Origin of the sequence: Herbaspirillum sp. alder98 (genome assembly GCF_020179755.1) — a bacterium.
GTDB lineage: Bacteria > Pseudomonadota > Gammaproteobacteria > Burkholderiales > Burkholderiaceae_D > Herbaspirillum.
Window position 1 is genome coordinate 462,514 of record NZ_JAIUCY010000001.1, and the last position, 19,565, is coordinate 482,078.

At 64.8% G+C, this 19,565-nt stretch carries 17 protein-coding genes and 1 pseudogene; 14 read left to right on the top strand and 4 right to left on the bottom strand.

The features are described from left to right. Positions 1-636 precede the first annotated feature (636 nt). The 8 genes and pseudogenes from LBW87_RS02215 to LBW87_RS02245 all read left to right on the top strand — a co-directional run bounded on the left by LBW87_RS02215 (position 637) and on the right by LBW87_RS02245 (position 9,240). A complete protein-coding gene (locus tag LBW87_RS02215) occupies positions 637-1,617 on the top strand; it encodes a sugar-binding transcriptional regulator (protein ID WP_225199787.1) in 981 nt (326 codons plus the stop codon). Then, positions 1,614-3,152, top strand: coding sequence for a glycerol-3-phosphate dehydrogenase (glpD, locus tag LBW87_RS02220; protein ID WP_225199788.1), 1,539 nt, complete (start codon positions 1,614-1,616; stop codon positions 3,150-3,152). The genes LBW87_RS02215 and glpD overlap by 4 nt, the downstream gene beginning before the upstream one ends. 120 nt (positions 3,153-3,272) lie before the next feature. Continuing rightward, positions 3,273-3,605: pseudogene (locus tag LBW87_RS24035) on the top strand (ATP-binding cassette domain-containing protein); the annotation flags it as partial. Between the two features lie 291 nt (positions 3,606-3,896). Continuing rightward, entirely contained in the window at positions 3,897-4,229 is a 333-nt protein-coding gene (locus LBW87_RS24040) for a TOBE domain-containing protein (RefSeq protein ID WP_413927614.1), read from the top strand. Positions 4,230-4,311: 82 nt separating this feature from the next. Continuing rightward, positions 4,312-5,595 (top strand): ABC transporter substrate-binding protein, encoded by a 1,284-nt coding sequence (locus LBW87_RS02230; protein ID WP_225199790.1) that lies wholly within the window; start codon positions 4,312-4,314, stop codon positions 5,593-5,595. A 102-nt stretch (positions 5,596-5,697) separates the two neighbouring features. Beyond that, on the top strand, positions 5,698-6,573 hold the full coding sequence (locus LBW87_RS02235) for a carbohydrate ABC transporter permease (protein ID WP_225199791.1): 876 nt from the start codon (positions 5,698-5,700) through the stop codon (positions 6,571-6,573). Next, positions 6,570-7,403, top strand: a complete 834-nt coding sequence (locus LBW87_RS02240) for a carbohydrate ABC transporter permease (RefSeq protein WP_225199792.1) — start codon at positions 6,570-6,572, stop codon at positions 7,401-7,403. The genes LBW87_RS02235 and LBW87_RS02240 overlap by 4 nt, the downstream gene beginning before the upstream one ends. 127 nt (positions 7,404-7,530) lie before the next feature. After that, positions 7,531-9,240 carry a Na/Pi cotransporter family protein gene (locus LBW87_RS02245; protein WP_225199793.1) on the top strand — a complete coding sequence of 570 codons (1,710 nt, stop codon included), beginning with the start codon at positions 7,531-7,533 and terminating at the stop codon, positions 9,238-9,240. A gap of 33 nt (positions 9,241-9,273) precedes the next feature. Here LBW87_RS02245 and LBW87_RS02250 read toward each other — a convergent pair whose 3' ends face one another. After that, the gene (locus LBW87_RS02250; RefSeq protein ID WP_225199794.1) at positions 9,274-9,801 is read right to left on the bottom strand and encodes a hypothetical protein; all 528 of its coding nucleotides are present in this window, start codon (positions 9,799-9,801) and stop codon (positions 9,274-9,276) included. Between the two features lie 71 nt (positions 9,802-9,872). Between LBW87_RS02250 and LBW87_RS02255 the strand changes: the two genes are divergently transcribed. From LBW87_RS02255 to LBW87_RS02270, 4 genes are read left to right on the top strand one after another with little or no spacing between them, the layout of a single operon-like run. After that, positions 9,873-10,076, top strand: coding sequence for a DUF3460 family protein (locus LBW87_RS02255; RefSeq protein WP_225199795.1), 204 nt, complete (start codon positions 9,873-9,875; stop codon positions 10,074-10,076). Positions 10,077-10,087: 11 nt separating this feature from the next. Continuing rightward, entirely contained in the window at positions 10,088-10,963 is an 876-nt protein-coding gene (locus tag LBW87_RS02260; protein WP_225199796.1) for a segregation and condensation protein A, read from the top strand. A gap of 45 nt (positions 10,964-11,008) precedes the next feature. Further along, entirely contained in the window at positions 11,009-11,848 is an 840-nt protein-coding gene (gene panC / locus LBW87_RS02265; RefSeq protein WP_225199797.1) for a pantoate--beta-alanine ligase, read from the top strand. Then, positions 11,849-12,727, top strand: a complete 879-nt coding sequence (locus LBW87_RS02270; protein WP_225199798.1) for a cobalamin-binding protein — start codon at positions 11,849-11,851, stop codon at positions 12,725-12,727. On the opposite strand, the gene LBW87_RS02275 is transcribed toward LBW87_RS02270, so the two are convergent. The 3 genes from LBW87_RS02275 to LBW87_RS02285 are packed head-to-tail and all read right to left on the bottom strand — an operon-like array spanning position 12,724 to position 16,369. Then, positions 12,724-13,524, bottom strand: a complete 801-nt coding sequence (locus LBW87_RS02275; protein ID WP_225199799.1) for an ABC transporter ATP-binding protein — start codon at positions 13,522-13,524, stop codon at positions 12,724-12,726. The two genes, LBW87_RS02270 and LBW87_RS02275, sit on opposite strands and share 4 nt — an antisense overlap. Further along, a complete protein-coding gene (locus LBW87_RS02280; RefSeq protein ID WP_225199800.1) occupies positions 13,521-14,516 on the bottom strand; it encodes a FecCD family ABC transporter permease in 996 nt (331 codons plus the stop codon). Before LBW87_RS02280 ends, LBW87_RS02275 begins: the two co-directional genes overlap by 4 nt. A 5-nt stretch (positions 14,517-14,521) precedes the next feature. Next, on the bottom strand, positions 14,522-16,369 hold the full coding sequence (locus LBW87_RS02285) for a TonB-dependent receptor (protein ID WP_225199801.1): 1,848 nt from the start codon (positions 16,367-16,369) through the stop codon (positions 14,522-14,524). Positions 16,370-16,955: 586 nt separating this feature from the next. Here LBW87_RS02285 and LBW87_RS02290 point away from each other — a divergent pair. Together LBW87_RS02290 and LBW87_RS02295 are read left to right on the top strand one after the other, a co-directional pair. Beyond that, the gene (locus tag LBW87_RS02290; RefSeq protein ID WP_225199802.1) at positions 16,956-17,681 is read left to right on the top strand and encodes a protein phosphatase CheZ; all 726 of its coding nucleotides are present in this window, start codon (positions 16,956-16,958) and stop codon (positions 17,679-17,681) included. After that, positions 17,681-19,558, top strand: coding sequence for a chemotaxis protein CheA (locus LBW87_RS02295; RefSeq protein ID WP_225199803.1), 1,878 nt, complete (start codon positions 17,681-17,683; stop codon positions 19,556-19,558). The genes LBW87_RS02290 and LBW87_RS02295 overlap by 1 nt, the downstream gene beginning before the upstream one ends. The last annotated feature ends 7 nt before the right edge of the window (positions 19,559-19,565 follow it).

The following is a 19,565-nucleotide window of genomic DNA, read 5'->3' on the forward strand; positions in this document are numbered from 1 at the left end:
CCCATTCAGACCAGCCGGTGGCGCGGACTGAAAAGGGGGATCAGAAGGACAGTCGGAGCGAAGCGACTCTGGCCGTCCCCCCTTTTCGGTTCGTGACACCGGGAACCCCGAAGGGGCTGGGTTGCTGGGGCGCCTTCTTTGCCCCTCTTTCTTGGCGTGCAAGAAAGAGGGTCCGCTGCCGGGCGGACTCCCGGCGCTCACAGTCGACCGAAGAATGGCAAGACTTGAACCACTTCATCCGCATGCAGCAAGAGCAAACGGCCCGGGAGTGTTGAGCACGCGCTGACTTCGATACACCACGCTGCGGCCACTTAGTCCGAATGATTTTCTTTAGACACAACGACAGTCGCTGGGTACCGGCCTTCGCCGGTACGACGGAGGTGGATGTTGGTGTCGGGCGGTCTGGCGGAGGCGGATTCTGGTGTCGGGCTGTCTAGATCAGCGACCTTCTTTGCCTGCCTCGTCCGACCAGGCATATACCCGCCAATGTTCCCGCACCTCCTCGAACGTCCGTTCATCAAGCTGTAACAAAAGATCACTACCATTCCTGATGCGCTGAAAGGCCGCATGGAATTGCCTTTGCACGCCCAACCATTCAAGTCCAATAAAAAATGATCATCCGCCAGGAAAAACGACATGGCTAATGGGGAACGCCAGGAAACCGCCTATATGGCAGTGCGCGTGGCGCGCCTGTATTACTTCCAGAACATGACCACCGCCGCCATCGCCGACGAGATCGGCACCTCGCGCGCCACCGTGTCGCGCCTGCTGTCCTATGCGCTGGACCGCGGACTGGTCGAAATCCGGGTCAACGATCCCCAGGAAATCTCGGGCAATCTCGAGACCGCCATCGCCGACCGTTACCGGCTGCGCTCGATCCAGGTGGTGCCGGTCTCCACCAACGCCAGCGACAAGGAGACCCTGCAACGGGTCGCCGCCCACGCCGCCGCCTACGTCAGTTCGCTGGTCGCGCCGTCGACCGTCATCGGCCTGGCCTGGGGCACCACGGTGGCCGAGATCGCCGACAAGCTGCTGCCACGCCGGGTGCACGATGTCGACGTGGTGCAGCTCAATGGCTCGGGCACGGGCCTGAACTTCGTCAATACCTTCGGCGAATCGATCGTCTCGCGCTTCGCGCAGAACTATGGCGCGCGCGCCCATCACTTTCCGGTACCGGCCTTCTTCGACTATGCCGACACCCGCACGGCGCTATGGCGCGAGAAGAGCATCAAGTCGATCCGCGCGCTGCAGGACCGCGCATCCATCGTGCTCTTCTCGATCGGCGCCGAAGCCACCGGCAGCCATATCCATACCGGTGGCTACCTGGGCGAGGACGAGCGCAACATGATTCGCGAGCAGGGCCTGGTGGGCGATATCGCCACCGTCTTCTTCCGCCGCGACGGCAGCTGGCGCGATGTCGCCCTCAATGCCCGCAGCAGCGGCCCCGACCTCGATTGCCTGCAACGCGCGGCGCACTCGATCTGCGTGGTATCGGGCGCAGGCAAGATCCCCGGCCTGCGCGCTGCGCTCGAAGGCGGCTTCATCAATGAACTGGTGATCGACGAGCCCAGCGCGCGCCTGCTGGTCGAGCAACTGCAAGGCGAGACCCGGCCATGAGCGATGTCCTGCACGACCTGCTGGTCATCGGCGGCGGCATCAACGGCGCCGGCGTGGCGCGCGACGCCGCCGGACGCGGACTGTCGGTGGTGCTGTGCGAACAGGGCGACTTTGCCGGCGCCACCTCGTCGGCCAGCACCAAGCTGATACACGGCGGACTGCGCTATCTCGAATACGGCAAGTTCAGGCTGGTGGCCGAGGCCCTGTCGGAGCGCGAACGCCTGCTGGACATCGCGCCCCACATCGCCTGGCCGCTGCGCTTTGTCATGCCGCACGTGCCGGGCCTGCGCCCGCGCTGGATGATCCGCCTGGGCCTCTGGCTGTACGACCACATCGGCCACGGCATGACACTGCCCCGATCTGCCAGCGTCCACTTTGATCGGGCCGCCCTTCCCAGCGGGCTGAAGGCTGATATCACGCGCGGCTTCGCCTATTCCGATGCCTGGGTCGACGACGCCCGGCTGGTGATCTTCAACCTGATGAGCGCACACCAGCACGGCGCCGAGATCCTGTCACGCACCCGCCTGGTCGAGGCCCGCCGTGGCGACGATGGTCACTGGCACTGCACGCTTGAAAACGTTCACAGTGGCCAGCAACGGATACTGCGCGTCCGCGCCATCGTCAATGCCGCTGGTCCCTGGGTGGCGCAGATCGACCGGCTGCTCAATCCGGTGGTGGCCAGCGAGCGGCCACCGGCCGAGGTCAAGCTGGTGCGCGGCAGCCACATCGTGGTGCCGCGCCTGTTCGAGGGTGAGCACGCCTATATCCTGCAGAACGACGACCGCCGCATCGTCTTCATGATCCCCTACCAGCAGCGCTTTACGCTGATCGGAACCACCGACGTGCCGCAAGCCGACATGCGTGAAGGCGCGCAGGTCAGCGAGGACGAACAGCAATACCTGCTGCGTGCGGTCAATCGCTATCTTGCGCGCCCGCTCGCCGCCGCCGACATCGTCTGGCGCTACGCCGGCGTGCGGGCCTTGTTCGACGATGCCGCCGACGATCCGTCAGCCGTCACCCGCGACTACAAGCTGGTGCTGGACGACACCGCCGGCCTGCCTTGTATCTCGGTCTATGGCGGCAAGATCACCACCTACCGGCGACTGGCCGAATCGGTCCTCGACAAGCTGGCCCCGCACCTGAAGAAGCGCGCCCGGCGCGGCCGCTGGACGGCCGATGAAGCATTGCCCGGAGCCCGCTTCACGCGCGCCGAACGGCCTGCCGAGGTGCTTCGCCTGCAGCAGAAATACCACCAGCTCGACCCGGACTTCCTGGCGCAACTGTTCGATCGTCATGGCACCCGCAGCTATAACATCCTGCGCGAGGCGCAGTTGCCGGATGCACTGGGTCGCGACTTCGGTGGCGGGCTATGCCAGCGCGAAGTCGACTACCTGGTGGTGCAGGAATGGGCCAGGAGCGCCGAGGACGTACTGTGGCGGCGCACCAAGTGCGGGCTGCACATGAGCCACGCCCAGCGCGCGCAATTTGCCGACTGGTTCGCCCGCTTCGCGGCGCTGCCGACGTCGTCGTCGTGACACTCAATCCAACACCAGGGGAAGCGCGGGATGGCCGCCATTTCATTGCAAGGCATTACCAAGAACTGGGGTGAGGCCCAGGCGGTCAAGGGCATCGACTTCGAAGTAAAGTCGGGCGACTTCACGGTCCTGCTCGGCCCTTCCGGCTGCGGCAAGTCGACCACCCTGCGCTTGATCGCCGGACTCGACACGCCCAGCGCCGGCAGCATCCATATCGGCGCGCGTGACGTGACCCTGCTGCCGCCGGCGCAGCGCAAGATATCGATGGTGTTCCAGTCGTATGCGCTGTTCCCGCACCTGACGGTACGCGACAACATCCTGTTCGGGGTGCGCGTGCGGCGTGAACCCAAACAGCAGTATGCGACCCGCCTGGCGCGGGTCGCCGACATCCTGGGACTGGCGCACCTGCTGGAACGGCGTCCATCGCAATTGTCGGGCGGGCAGCAGCAGCGGGTAGCGCTGGGGCGCGCCATCATCGCCGACGCTCCGGTATGCCTGATGGACGAACCGCTGTCCAATCTCGACGCCCAGCTGCGACAGGAAATGCGGCGCGAGATCCGCGCCCTGCAGCAACAGCTGGGCATGACCATGATCTACGTGACGCACGACCAGACCGAAGCCATGAGCATGGCCGACCAGGTGATCCTGCTGCGCGACGGAAAAATCGAGCAGAACGCCACGCCGGCGCAGCTGTACGCGCAACCGGCCACCGAATTTGCGGCGCGCTTCATCGGCACCCCGCCAATGAACATCGTGCCGCTGGCGCATACCGCCGGCGGCCTGGTGATCGAGGGTAGCGCCGGGCCGGTGGTGACGGCGGGCCGCGCCGATGAGCAATGGAACCTGGGCCTGCGCCCCGAGCATATCCGCCTGGATGACAGCGGTGTCGCCGCCAGCGTGCACACCATCGAATACTTCGGCGCCGACACCATCATCGGCGCCCGCGTCGGACTGGCCACGCTGCTGGTGCGGGTGCCGGGCCAACTGGCCCTGCGGGTCGGCGACCAGGTGCGCCTGGCCTGGCAGGACCGCGACCAGACCTTCTTCGACCAGCGCAGCGGCATGCGACGTCACTGATTTTTGATCGGCAGAGTGAGACGCCAACAATAGCAACCGCCAAGTTGCATTCAACTTCACAACCTCATGGGAGCAGTCCAAGATGCGTAGAACAGTCCTCAAATCCGCCGCCGCCCTGGCGCTGGCCGCAGCGTTCGGCAGCCATGCCATGGCGGCCGATCCGGTCGAGATCAGTTTTTACTATCCGGTCGCCGTCGGCGGCGCCGTCACCAAGACCATCGACAGCATGGTGGCCGACTTCGAGAAAGCCAACCCCGACGTCAAGGTCAAGGCGATCTATGCCGGCACCTACCAGGAAAGCATCATCAAGGCGCTGACGGCATTCAAGGGCGGCACGCCGCCGACGCTGGCGGTGCTGCTCTCGACCGACCTGTTCACCCTGATCGATGAAAACGCCATCGTGCCCATCGATGGCCTGGCCGACGACAAGCAATGGATCGACGGCTTCTACAAGGGCTTCATGGAAAACAGCCAGACCGGCGGCAAGACCTGGGGCATCCCGTTCCAGCGCTCGACCATCGTGATGTACTACAACCGCGACCTGTTCAAGCAGGCCGGCCTGAACCCCGATCGCGCGCCCGCCAACTGGACCGAGATGGTCGAGTATGCCAAGAAGCTGACCAAGGTCGATGCGGCCGGCAATGTCACCCAATGGGGCGTGAAGATTCCGTCGACCGGTTTCGGCTACTGGATGTTCCAGGCCATGACGGCCTCCAACGACACCATCCTGATGAACAGCGCCGGCACCAAGACTTACTTCGACAAGCCGGGGGCGGTGGAGTCGCTGCAGCACTGGGTCGACCTGACCACCAAGCACCGCGTGATGCCGGCCGGCTCGATCGAATGGGGCACCACGCCCAAGGATTTCCTCGAGCAGAAGGCGGCCATGGTGTGGACCACCACCGGCAACCTGACCAACATCCGCAGCAATGCCAGCTTCCCGTTCGGAGTGGCCATGCTGCCGGGTAACAAGCATCCGGGCAGCCCGACCGGCGGCGGCAACTTCTATGTCTTCAACAAGACCACGCCGCAGCAGCAGAAGGCGGCCATGAAGTTCATCCGCTTCGCAACCGAACCGGCGCGCGCGGCGCAATGGTCGATCGCCACCGGCTACGTGGCGCCGCGCCAGGATGCCTGGGACACGCCGGAGATGAAGAAGTACCTGGCCGAGGTGCCGGCCGCCGATGTCGCCCGCGAGCAGATGAAATATGGCGTGGCTGAACTGTCGACCCACGACAACCAGCGCGTCACCAAGGCCTTGAACGACAACATCCAGGCCGCGCTGTCGGGCACCAAGACGCCGGAAGCGGCGCTGAAGGAAGCGCAACGCGAGTCGGATCGCATCCTGCGTTCTTACGGCCGCTGATCCTGGCGGCAGTGGGCCGGGAGCGTTGCCGCTCCCGGCCTTGCTTGTTCCATCTGCTCTGTTGCGTTTTGCGTTCGCCGCCGTGGCGGCCCGAGGTTTCACATGCACCGCACCCAATCCCGCCTTACTCCCTGGCTGCTGCTGATGCCGGCCATGGTGTTGCTGCTCGCCTTCACGCACTATCCTGCCGTGGCGACCCTCTGGCACAGTTTCTTTTCCACGCCCAAGGGCGCCAATCCGTCGCAGTTCGTCGGTTGGGAAAATTATGCATTGATGGTCGACGACCCGGTGTTCTGGCGCGCCTTCACCAACAATCTATGGTTTGCGCTGGGCACCATTCCGGTGTCGATCGCGCTGGCCATCGCCATGGCCTTGTGGGTCAGCGACCGGCTGTGGGGGCGCGGCCTGCTGCGCCTGGCCTACTTCACGCCGACCGTGCTGCCGATGATCGCGGTGGCCAACATCTGGCTGTTCTTCTACACCCCGCAGTACGGCTTGCTGGAGCAGATCACCGGCGCGCTCGGCCTGCCTTCGCACAACTGGCTGGGCAATCCCGATACGGTACTGGGCGCCATGATGCTGGTGGCGGTGTGGAAGGAAGCCGGTTTCTTCATGATCTTCTACCTGGCCGCGCTGCAGCAGATCCCGCCGGTGCTGGCCGAGGCGGCCGGGCTGGAAGGCGCCAGCCGCTGGCAGTATTTCTGGCAGGTGCAGTTTCCGCTGCTGATGCCGACCACGCTGTTCGTGCTGATCAATGCCCTGATCAACTCGTTCCGCCTGGTCGACCATATCGTGGTGATGACCCGTGGCGGCCCCGACAACGCCAGTTCGCTGCTGCTGTACTACATCTACGAAGTCGGCTTCGCGTTCTGGGATTCGTCCTATGCCGCCGCGCTCACGGTGGTGCTGCTAGCGATACTGGGCGTGATCGCCTTCATCAAGTTCCGCATCCTCGACCGCAGGACCCATTACCAATGATCGCCACCACCACCAATCCCTTCGGGCAATCCAGTCGCGCCCTCGAGACCATTGCCGCCTGGGTGCTCGGCCTGTTGTGGCTGCTGCCGCTGCTGTATGCCGTGTGGACCGCGTTTCATCCGGCCCAGTTTGCCACCCGCTTCAGCCTCGACGCGCCGCTGACGCTGCAGAACTTTGCCAATGCCTGGCAAGCTGCGCCCTTCCCGCGCTACTTCCTCAATACCTTCCTGCTGGTGACCATGATCCTGGTGGCGCAGATGGTGCTGGCCACGCTGGCCGCCTACGCCTTTGCGCGCTTCACCTTCCGCGGCAGCAACCTGATGTTCATGCTGGTGCTGCTGCAACTGATGGTGATGCCCGACATCCTGATCGTGGAGAACTACAACACCATGAACCTGCTGGGCCTGCGCGACACCATCGTCTCGATCGGCCTGCCCTACTTTGCCTCGGCCTTCGGCATCTTCCTGCTGCGCCAGACCTTCAAGACGGTGCCGCGCGAGCTCGATGAAGCCGCCACCGTCGAGGGCGCCTCGGCGCTGCAGACGCTGATGCAGGTCTACGTGCCGCTGGCGCGGCCGATCTATATTGCGTTCGGGCTGGTGTCGGTCAGCACCCACTGGAATAACTTTCTGTGGCCGCTGATCGTGACCAATTCGGTCGAATCGCGTCCGCTGACGGTGGGGCTGCAGGTGTTTTCATCGACCGATCAGGGCGTCGATTGGTCGATCATCACCGCCGCCACCCTGATGACATCGGCGCCGCTGCTGCTGGCTTTCCTGCTGTTCCAGCGCCAGTTCGTGCAGTCGTTCATGCGCGCCGGCATTCGTTAGGAGCAGGTCAGGAGCAAGTGAGGCGCAAGCCGGTCCAAAAAAACGGGAACTCGACGCTGGCTGTGCGAATCGCACGCTATTAGCCGGTTGGCGGTATCATCGGCAGAAAAAAAGGACCGAAATACTAATGATCACTCTCCTGCACCTGATGTCAGCGCTAGCCCTGCTGGTCTGGGGTACGCACATCGTGCGCACGGACGTACTGCGAGTCTATGGCGCGCAGCTGCGCCGTATTCTTTCCACCAGCATCACCCGTCGCAGCATGGCCTTTGCCGCCGGGGTCGGCGTGACCAGCCTGGTCCAGAGCAGCAATGCCACCGCCGTCATCGTCTGCTCGTTCGTGGCCCAGGGGCTGGTGGGCCTGACACCCGCCCTGTCCATCATGCTGGGCGCCGATGTCGGCACGGCGCTGATGACCGGCGTGCTCAGCTTCGACCTGTCGTGGCTGTCGCCGCTGCTGATCTTCGGCGGCGTAGTCACTTACCTGTCGCGCCGCCACACCGCAGCAGGCCGCCTGGGACGCGCCGTGATCGGCCTCGGGCTGATCCTGCTGGCGCTCGAACTGATCACCGCCGCCACCCAGCCGATGATGCACGCGGCCGGCATCAAGGTCCTGTTTTCTTCGCTCACCGGCGACGTGCTGCTCGATACCCTGATCGGCGCCGTGTTTGCCATGGTGACCTATTCCAGCCTGGCGGCCGTATTGCTGGCCGCGACCCTGACCACCTCCGGCGTGATCTCGCTCAAGGTGGCCCTGTGCCTGGTGATCGGGGCCAACCTGGGCAGCGGCATCACCGCCCTGCTGTCGGCGGCCAGCCAGAACGTGGCCGGGCGCCGGGTGGCGCTGGGCAGCATGCTGTTTCGCCTGTCCGGCGCCATCGTGGTGCTGCCCTTCATCAATCACGTCGAGATCATCATTGCGCAAATGACTAACGATCTGCGCATGGGCGTGGTGGCTTTTCATGTCCTGTATAACAGCGTGCGCTGCGGCTTGCTGCTGCCGCTGGTGGCGCCCATGTCGCGCCTGTGCGTGCGCTTGCTGCCCGACAATGCGCTGGACGACGACGTGATGCGCGCCCGCCATCTCGATCCGGCCGCGATGGAAACCCCGACCCTGGCGCTGGCCAACGCCTCGCGCGAAGTGCTGCGCATCGGCGACATGATCGAGAAGATGCTGCACAGTCTTTTGCCGGTCATTCGTGAAAACGATACCATCCGCGCCGCCCAGATCCGGCGCCTGGACGACGACGTCGACAAGCTCTATACCGAGGTCAAGATGTACCTGGCGCGGGTCTCGCGCGAAGAACTCAATGCCAAGGAAGTGCGGCGCTGGACCGACATCATCACGCTCACCATCAACCTGGAACAGGCGGGCGACATCATCGTGCGCATCGTCAAGGGACTGGAGAGCAAGAAGATCGCGCCACAGCGCACCTTCTCGGCGGCCGGCATGCAGGAAGTCTGCGAAATGCATACCCGCCTGATGGCCAGCCTGCAGCTGGGATTGTCGGTGTTCCTCGAAGGCGACCTGCGCAGCGCCCAGAAGCTGCTGGCAGAGAAGGAATCGTTTCGCGACCTCGAACGGGCCTATGCCAAGACCCACCTGATCCGGCTGGCCGGCCAGACCCAGCAGAGCATCGAGACCAGCTCGCTGCACCTGGACCTGATCAGCGACATGAAGCGCATGCACTCGCTGTTCTGCTCGACCGCCTATTCGGTGCTGGACGAAGCCGGCCTGCTGCGCAAGAGCCGCATGGGCTCGGTCAGCGAGGACCGCGCGCGCCAGGCATCGGAAGCCCGCCCGGATCGCTATTCGGATTTCTCGCATCCGCCCTGAGACGCTGGTTTTGCTGGTGCGTCCGTGATGCGATCAGTGGCTGCTGATGTCCGACACCGAAGTACGCACCACCTGCATGCTGTCGATATCGAAATGCACGTTGAACAGCCGGTCCTCGTGGATGTGGTGATATTTCCAGTCCCACACTTCTTCATTCTTGAGACGGAACTGCACCACGCTGCGCGGGCGGCCCAGCATGCGGCGCACCTCGTTACTCGACAGATGCGGCACCACGCGCGAAAAGTTGTCTTCCGTCAACACCTGGCGATAATCGATCAGGGTGCCCATGCCGTTGATGGCAAACATCCAGGTGCGCACGCCCTCCGGCCCCTTGGGGTATTCGAGGGTGCGCGCACCGTCGCCGTCATTCCACACGGTATCGGGCGCGCCCATGACGGTGCGCACCTCGGCCTCGGTCGAGATGCCCTTCTGCAATTTGTCCAAGCCGAACTCCTCAATGGGATTGCCGTTGCTGTCGCAGCCGAACATGGCCAGTGCCGCCACCAGGCTTCCCACGACGCCAGCGCCCCGGCGTATCAGATAAAAGAAACGCTTATCCATGACAGTTTGATTGTGCCCCGTGAAGTAGAGGTAAAATGTGCGCCTTCGCATCAACCCTGGCCGAAAATACCATGCTCTTCTCCAAAAAGACTACCTACGTGTCGGAAATCACCCAGTTCATCGAGGAACTCAAGAGCAAGAACCCGTCGCTGGAAGAGCAACAACGCGCCGGCCGCGCCCTGCTGTGGGACAAGGAACCGATCGATCTCGACAAATCGGCCCGCGACAAGGCCTCGCGCGTGGAGCAACAGCCTTACGTCTACCAGTCGCACTAAGATTCTGACGCATGACCGATAACACCGGCAGCGATGGCAGCAGTGCCGTCGACGCCCTAGACATCAGCCCTGCAGGCCAGCAAGACACCACGCCCGATGTGATCGACGGCGTGGCGCGCGCACGCCTGTATGGCGAACCGCTGTTCCAGCTGCCCAACGACCTGTACATCCCGCCGGATGCGCTGGAAGTCTTCCTGGAAGCCTTCCAGGGGCCACTCGACCTGCTGTTGTACCTGATTCGCAAGCAGAACTTCAATATCCTGGACATCCCGATGGCCCAGGTGACGCTGCAATATCTCGAATACGTGGAGCAGATCCGCAAGCAGAACCTGGAACTGGCCGCCGAATACCTGCTGATGGCGGCCATGCTGATCGAAATCAAGTCGCGCATGCTGCTGCCGGCCAAGAAGGCCGACCCCGGCGAAGAGGCCGAAGATCCCCGGGCCGAACTGGTGCGGCGCCTGCTGGAATACGAACAGATCAAACTGGCCGCCATGGAGCTCGACGCCCTGCCCCAGGTCGGGCGCGACTACGTGCGCACCCAGGTCTATATCGAGCAGACCGTAGTCACCCGCTGGCCGGATGTCGACATGGACGATCTCAAGGCGGCCTGGGCCGACGTGCTCAAGCGCGCCAAACTGACCGCCCACCACCATATCAGCCGTGAAGAACTGTCGGTGCGCGAGCACATGACGGGCATCCTGCGACGCCTGCAGTCGGCCCGCTTCGTCGAATTCTCGGACCTGTTCGAGCCGTCGCGCGGCGTGCCGGTGCTGGTGGTCAATTTCATCGCGCTGCTTGAACTGGCCAAGGAAACCCTGATCGAGATCACCCAGGCCGAAGCCTTCGCGCCGATCTATGTCAGACTTTCGTACTCGCCGAGCTGAAGCGCCCCTGGCGCTTGATGGCGCCGCCCCAACCAGAGAACCTGCATGAAAATCATTTCCTCGATCGAAGAATTGCGCGACCACATGCGCGGCCAGTTGCGCACCGCTTTCGTGGCCACCATGGGCAACCTGCACGAAGGTCACATGTCGTTGATGCGCCTGGCGCGCACCCACGGCGATCCGGTGGTGGCGTCGATCTTCGTCAATCGCCTGCAATTCGGCCCCAACGAAGACTTCGACAAATATCCCCGCACCTTCCAGGCTGACGTCGAGAAGCTCGAAAAGGAAGGCGTCTACGTGCTGTTCGCGCCGACCGAGCGCGACCTCTATCCGGAACCGCAGCAATACCGCGTGCAGCCACCGGACGACCTGGGCAACATCCTCGAGGGCGAATTCCGCCCCGGTTTCTTTACCGGCGTGGCGACCGTGGTGACCAAGCTGTTTTCCTGCGTCCAGCCGCGCGTGGCGGTGTTCGGCAAGAAGGATTACCAGCAGTTGATGATCGTGCGCAACATGGCGCGCCAGTTCGCGATGCCGGTCGAGATCGTCGGCGCCGAGACCTACCGCGCCGAGGATGGCCTGGCGCTGTCGTCGCGCAACGGTTACCTGTCGGCCACTGAACGGGCCGAAGCGCCGCTGCTGTACCGCGTGCTCAACGACCTCGCGCAAGAGATCCGCGACGGCCAGCTCAACACGCTGGAAGTCGAGAAGAAAGCCATGGCAGCACTGGCCGCACGCGGCTGGAAGCCTGACTACGTGGCCGTGCGCAAGCGCATCGACCTGCAACCGCCATCGGCCGGCGACATGGCGCAAGGCGCGCCGCTGGTGGTGGTGGCGGCCGCCAAGCTGGGCTCGACCCGCCTCATCGACAACCTCGAAATCTAAATGCCGATGGCGGCAGCGCTGACGCTGGCCCTGGCCGCGCTGTGCATGACGGCCGGGCCTGCCATGGCGGCCATCACGGTGACCGATGACATGGGCCAGGTGCTGACGTTGCAGCAGCCAGCGCGTCGCATCGTCAGCCTGGCCCCGCATGTCACCGAGCTGCTGTTTGCCGCCGGCGCCGGCGAGCGCCTGGTCGGCGCCAGCCACTTCAGCGACTATCCCGCCGCAGCCAGCCAGGTGCCTTCCGTGGGCAGCTATGCCGCACTCGACCTGGAGCGCGTGCTGGCGCTCAAACCCGACCTGATCGTGGCCTGGCATAGCGGCAACAAGGCGACCCAGCTGGCGCGCCTGCGCAGCGCCGGCATCCCGGTCTTCGAAAGCCAACCGGCCGATTTCGGCATGATCGCCGACTCGCTGGAACGGCTGTCGCAACTGGCTGGCACCGACGACAGCGGCCGGCGTGCCGCCAACGACTTTCGCGCCCGCTGGCAGGCCTTGCAGCAACGCTATCAGGGACGCCGCCAGGTCAGCGTGTTCTACCAGATCTGGAGCCAGCCGCTAATGACCCTCAACGGCCAGCACATGGTGTCGGCGGTGCTGCGCCTGTGCGGCGGCAACAACATCTTCGGTCAATTGCCGCAACTGGCGCCGACGGTCAGCGTGGAGTCGGTCATTGCCGCCGATCCGCAAGTCATCCTCACCCCTAGCGACGCCCGCGACCAGCCGCTGGAACGCTGGCGCCAGTACGCGCGGATGCGGGCCGTCAGTACCGGCCAGCTCTATACGGTGAACGCCGACTGGCTCAATCGGGCCGGGCCGCGGGTGCTGCTGGCGGCCGAAGAGGTGTGCGCAAAACTGGATCTGGCGCGCGGGCACTAAGCCATCCTGGCGCCTGTCATCGGCGCCGGCACGAAGATGCGCGCGCCCTGGTCTTCCAGCACCTGAAAGCGACAGGCGAACGCCTGCTCCAGCCAATCCGTTCGCATGACTTCCAATACCGTACCCGCATGCACTTGCGGCCCCAATAACAGGATATGCGTGGCAAAGCGCTGCGCCAGATTGAGATCATGGCAACTGGCCACCACCGCCCGGCCCTGCTCCACCGACGCCAACTCGCCAAGCAACTGCATGATCGCCAATTGTGCCGAGATGTCCTGGTGAGACGTGGGTTCGTCCAGCAGGAACAGGTCCGGCGCCTGCGTGAGCAAGGTGGCCAAGGCCACGCGCTGGCGTTCGCCGCCCGACAGCGTCAACAGGTCAGCCGCGGCCATATGCGCCAGTCCGACCTGCTCCAGCGCCTGCAGCGCATGGCGGCGATCTTCGTCGGCGTGGCCCGATTGACTGCCGCGCGCAAAACGGCCCGCCATGACCGCGTCGATCACCGGCAATGAAAACGCATCGTACTGATGTTGCAGCAGCAGGCCTCGCAACCGCGCCAACCGTGTCGGCGAGATCGATGCCAACGGCGCACCGGTCAACCGGATCGTGCCTGGCGCCAACCGCGCCAGGCCCGCCACCGCATGCAGCAGGCTGCTCTTGCCCGCACCGTTGGGCCCGAGCACGCACCAGAACTGGCCTGCACATACCTGCCAGTCGAGGCCCGACAGCAGCGTGCGGCCCTGCACCTGCAGCGCCAGTTGCGAGGTCTCCAGCAACACGGTCGATGCGGCGCTCACACCCGGCTCCTGGCCAGCAACCACAAGAACACCGGCACCCCGACCAGCGCCGTGATGACGCCCACCGGCAATTGGGTTGGCGCCACCACCGTGCGCGCCGCCAGGTCGGCCAGCGTCAGCGCCGCTCCGCCCAGCAAGGTGGCCGCCGGCAGCAGCCGGCGCTGGTCGTTGCCGACCAGCAGGCGCACCGCGTGCGGCACCACCAGCCCGACGAACCCGATGGTGCCGGCCATGGCAACGGCGGCGGCGGTGGCGATCGAGGCGGCGCACAAGGCCATCACGCGCAGGCGCAACACCGGCACCCCGAGCAATTGCGCAAAGCTGTCGCCACGCGCCAGCAGATTCAGCGCCGGGGCCTGTCGCAGCGCCCAGATCAGGCCCAGCAACAGCACCACGCCGGCCAGCGGCAGCAAGCGCGCATCGTCAAGGTCGCCGATCAGCCAGAACACCATGCCGCGCAACTGGCTGTCCGGCGCGATCGATAGGGCCAGCGAAATGATGGCGCCGAAACCGGCGGCCAGCATGACCCCGGTCAACAGCAAGCGCTGGCTCGACAGCAGCGGCGAAATCGCCAGATGGCGCAACGATTGGCGCACCAGGCCAAACAGCAGCAGGATCGCCAGCGCGGCGCCGAGCAAGGCCCCGGGCGCGGTCACCATCTGCGGCGGCCAGCCCAGATGCAAGGCGGCCAGCATCGCCAGCAAGGCGCCTGCGGCGGAACCGCCCGACAGGCCCAGCACATAAGGATCGGCCAGCGGGTTGCGCAGCAACACCTGCATCAGCGCCCCGGCCAGCGCCAGCAACGCGCCGACGACAAAGGCGGTGAGCGCACGCGGCACCCGCAACGACAGCAGCAAGGCCACCGTGTCCGGTGCCATCGAAGCACGCAGGCAACCGGTGCTGCCGCACAGCGTGGCCGCCGCCAGCGCCAGCACTGCCAGCAGCAGCAACCAGGCAAACAGCGCCAGACGGGACATCGGTAACAGGGACATGGGGCTCAAAAGTCGTGACGAATCGTGAATTTTACCGCCCGCCCGTTTTCAGGATAGAGTCCCGACACCTGGCCGCCGTCGCAGGCATAGGCTTGCGAATAATAATGGCGCGCGCCCAGGTTGGTGCCGGCCAGGGCCAGCTCCCATGATTGCAGGCGCAGCGCATAGCGGGCGTCGAGCGTCGTGATGGAGGGCATCTTGCGGCAGGTGTTAATGAAATCGTTGCCCGGTCGCTGGCGATCCACCCAGCGCAATCCGCCATCCACGCCATGCCGGCCGGCCCGCCACCGGACCCGGGCCGATAATGCGTTGGCGGGCACCAGCGCCAGCTCGCGCCCGCTGTTGGCGCCGCCGGTCAGGCGTGCGTCGACATGCTGATAGGTAGCGCTGAACGTGGTGCTGCCGCTGGCGCGCCAGCGCCCTTCCAGTTCGATCCCCTGATGGCGGGTGGCGTCCAGGTTGCTGTTGGCGCCAAAGCCGGCATTGCGTGTCGGGTCATAGACGATTTCATCGTGTACCCGGTGGCGGAACCAGCGCGCCGTCAGCGTGCGCTCGCCGCTGCCGATGGTCGCGCCCAGCTCCAGGTCGTGCGAACGCTGTGGTTTCAGCACCTGCCCTGCAGGCAGGCTGGTCGCACCGGTCTCGTCGGGCGTGGCCAGCCGGTAACTCTGGCCGAGCTTGACGAACACCCGCACCGGCGACCAGGGCGCATGACTGGCTTGCAAGTCCCAGGCATTGACCGCGCCGCTGCGATCGAAGCCGCCGGCCGCGCTGCGCTGGCTGAAGATCTCGCGACGAACGCCTGCGGCGATGCGGGTATTGCCGGCCCATTCCATTTCGTTACGCAGGTAAGCGGCCCTGGATCGCTGCGCCGCATCGCTGTCGCCATAGCTGGCCGTGACCGCGTTGCTCCACTCGGCGAGGTCGATGCCGGCCACCAGCTGGTTCCTGATGGCGCCGATCTGCGCCAGGTGACGCAGGCGCGGTGAGAACTGGAGTTGGCGGACGTGGCTTTCCAGGGAAGAGACGCCGAAGCTGCCGCGATAGACGCCACGCGCGATCTTTTCGCGGTGCGACAGCTCGCCGGCCACTTCGATATCGCCAAAACGACGCTCCATGAAGGCCGTCACCGTATCGTTGTTGATACTGCCATGGCTCCCGGGCTGGCTCGACTGGCGCGGATTGGCATTGAACTGCGCCAGCGTCAGTGCACCGGGCAACGCATAGTCGGCGCGCGCCAGGTTCAGGCGCAGGCCGAAGCGCCAATCGGGTCCGAACCACTGGAGGGCGCTGCTGAAGTTCTGCTGGCTGGACTGGCTGTCATGGCGGTAGCCGGCATCCTGCATGCGGGCATAGTGGGCATCGATGGCCAGCTTGTCCCAGCCGCGTGCGACGAAAGCGCGTCCGGCACGCCGGCCATCGCTGCCGAGCTCCGCCGACACCGAGGCACGCATCGCATTGGCCTGCGCCCGGCGCGTGATGATCTGGATGGTGCCGCCGGTGGCGCCGCCGCCATAGAGCACGCTGCTGCCGCCGCGCACGATTTCGATGCGTTCGATGGCCTCGATCGGAATCGACGACAACAGCGGCGACGACAATTCGTTTTCAGAGATGCGCACGCCATCGAGCAGCACCACCATGTTACGGTCGCCGCCGCCGCCGAAGCCGCGCAGGTCGAGCGCGAAGTCGCTGGGCCCGGCCAGGCTCTGGCGACCGACGACGCCGCCCAGGCGCCGGATCGCCTCATTGGCATTGTCGATGCCGGCATCGCGGATCTGTGCGGCGCTGATGAGGGTGGCCGCCACCGGCACGAACGCGGCGTCGTCACCGAAGCGCGAGGCTGACACCGTCACCGGTCGCAGCGAAGACTGCTCGTCGGCAACCGCTGTGGTCGAGAAAACACTAAATAAAACCACGCCAAGACGGTGCGCACAACGAACAGATATCATTATTAGAAGACAGGAAAACAGCAGGGCAAAGCGGGCCTCGACAGGCCGCAATTGTATTGCTGACAAGATACAGCAACAATCGATAAGGTTGCCCGCCAGAAAAATAAGGGCTGACCAGGGCAAAGGCATTGCTTTCAGGAAAAAGCTCGCTAGAATCGTGAGCGCGTCGCACAAATCGAACAAGCGCGATCACCGCTGGGAGGCGGAGCGACGCCAAATTGGAACAAATGGGGGAATTCACTCGCTGTTTGCGCGATGAGACGCACAACCGCAGTCCTATACTCAGCATGAGGGGATGGTAGGCTGGTGCTGCCTGTGATTGCGCCTCGCATGAATCAAGGCACCCTTCAGACCATCGTCAACGCGCCGTTATGCACTTCAACCGGATAACACCGCGTGACACGCTGCGCCCCCCATCCAGGGCGTGACGTGCGTGCCGATCCCGGGCCGGCTAATCGAAAGAACCAGTTTTGTTGGGAGAATCAAAAACATGAGCGACGACGTTGATTTGGAAGCACTGTTTGACGAAATTTCTGCGCAGAGCCTGCCGGCCCCTGCTAGCGGGACGGCCGAAGCCGCGCCCCCGGGCGCAGCCGCCGACGCCGAGGAGCAGGCCGACAAGCCCATGTACGAACGCCTGGGCGGGATCGTCCGGCTGCTGCACGATTCGATGCGCGAACTTGGCTATGACCGGTCGCTGACCGATGTCGCGACCCAGATCGGCGACGCCCAGAGCCGCCTCGAGCACGTCGCCACCCTGACCGAACAGGCAGCCAACAAGGTGCTCAACGCGCTCGACTCGGGCATGCCGGCGCAGGACCGCCTGCAGAACGAAGCCAAGGACATCAACGATCGCTGGGCCAAGCTGTACGCCGGCCAGATGAGCATCGACGAATTCAAGCTGCTGGCGGGCGATTCGCAAAAATTCTCCAACTCGGTGCTCGAATCGACCGAGGCCGAGAAGGCGCGCATGCTGGAAATCATGATGGCCCAGGACTTCCAGGACATCACCGGGCAATTGATCAAGAAGATCGTGGGCATCACCACCGTGGCAGAACGCGAACTGGCGCAGTTGCTGCGCGACAATGCGCCGCCCGAGGTCAAGGCCCAGATCGAAGCAGAAAAACCGGTCTCGCTGATGAATGGTCCGGCCGTGCCCGGTACCGCCATGGGCCAGCCTGACGTCGATGACTTACTCGATAGCCTGGGGTTCTAATGGATGACGAAATGCTCAAGGATTTTGTCGTTGAAGCGTTGGAGCTTGCTACCAACGTGGAAGAGCATCTGCTGACGCTCGAACGACATCCTGACGACCTGGAAATCCTCAATGCGGTATTCCGCGCCTTCCACACCATCAAGGGCGGCGCCGGTTTCGTCAACCTGCCGGCGATGGTGTCGGCCTGTCACCTGACCGAAAACCTGTTCGATGCGCTGCGCACCGGCAAGGCGCCCGTCACGCCGCTGGCCATCGAGGCCGCGTTGCAGGCGAGCGGTTTCGTGGCGGACCAGTTGACCGAACTGTCCAACGGCGCCGCGCCTGACAGCCTGGCATCGATGCCGGCCGACCTCGAGGGCATCCTGAACCAGGCCATCGAAGGCAAGGCTGCTGCGCCCGCCGCCGCTGCCGCAGCCCCTGCCGCCGTCGCCGCCCCGGTGGCAGCCCCGGCGATTGCCGCCACGGCAACACCGGCGGCCAACGGCGCCGGCGTGATGACCGACGGCCAGCTCGACTGGGATGCGCTGTACCGCGCCGTAGCGCCCAATGCCCCTGGCGCCGAAGCGCCTGCTGCTGCCGTGGCAGCCGCCGCGCCGGCCGCACCAGTGGCAGCGGCCGAAGCCGCAGCCCCCGCCGAAGTCGCCAAGGCTGCTCCGGCACAGCAAAACCGCCGCGCCTCCGACACCGGTAGCGCCAAGGAAGAAAGCATCCGTATCGATGCCGGCAAGCTCGATGCCCTGCTCGAAGTCGCCGGCGAATCGGTACAGGCCGCCAACCAGGCCGCCGTCCTGCTCGAGAAACTGCAGCAGTTCAAGTTTGAAGGCACCGCCGGCGCCCTGATGTCGACCCTGGCCGAAACGCTGGGCCGCGCCTCGCGCTATTCCAGCGAATTGCAGCGCGCCACGTTGTCGACGCGGATGCAACCGGTCGGCCGCCTGTTCCAGAAATTCCCGCGACTGGTGCGCGAACTGGCCAAGGATCTCGGCAAGGACGTTGACCTGGCCATCTCGGGCGCCGACACCGAAGTCGACCGCGTGGTGGTCGACAGCCTCTACGATCCGCTGGTGCACATGCTGCGCAACTCGCTGGACCACGGCATCGAAGTCGATCGCGCCGCCGCCGGCAAGTCGAACAAGTCCACCATCTCGCTGCATGCCTGGCAGGCCGGTAGCAGCGTGATGATCGAGGTGTTCGACGATGGCAAGGGCATGGACCCCGAGATGCTGCGCAGCAAGGCGCTGGCCAAGGGCCTGATCACCGAACACCAGGCGCTGACTACCGACGAGGCGCTGCAACTGGTGTTCCTGCCGGGCTTCTCGACCAAGGAAGTGGCTTCCAGCGTGTCCGGCCGCGGGGTCGGCATGGACGTGGTCAAGACCGCCGTCGAAAAGCACCGGGGCACCATCCGTATCGATTCGACCATCGGCAAGGGCACCAAATTCTCGATCCGCCTGCCGATCGAACTGTCGATCATCCCGACCATGCTGGTGCGTTGCGCCGGCGCCCCGCTGGCGCTGCCGATGGCAGTGGTCGAACGGGTGGTCGAGCTGCCCGAGAATTTCGATGGCGTGGGCGGCGCCCCGGTCATGCGCGACCAGGGTCGTCCGTTGCCGGTCCATTCGCTGGCCGCCGTGCTGGGCTATGAACCGGGTGTCGAGCGGGTGGGCGTGGTGATGGCGGTACCGCATCCCTACATCCTCAGCGTGGAAGCAGTCGAAGGCACGGCCGACCTGGTCATCAAGCCATTGACCGCCATCCACACCAGCGGCATCACCGGCACGGCCCGTTCGGCCGAGGGCGAACTGGTGCTGGTGGTAGGCCTGTCGTTCCTGCTGGACGGCTGCCGCGATACCGAACGGGCGTTGGCGCAGGGCTAAGCCAGAT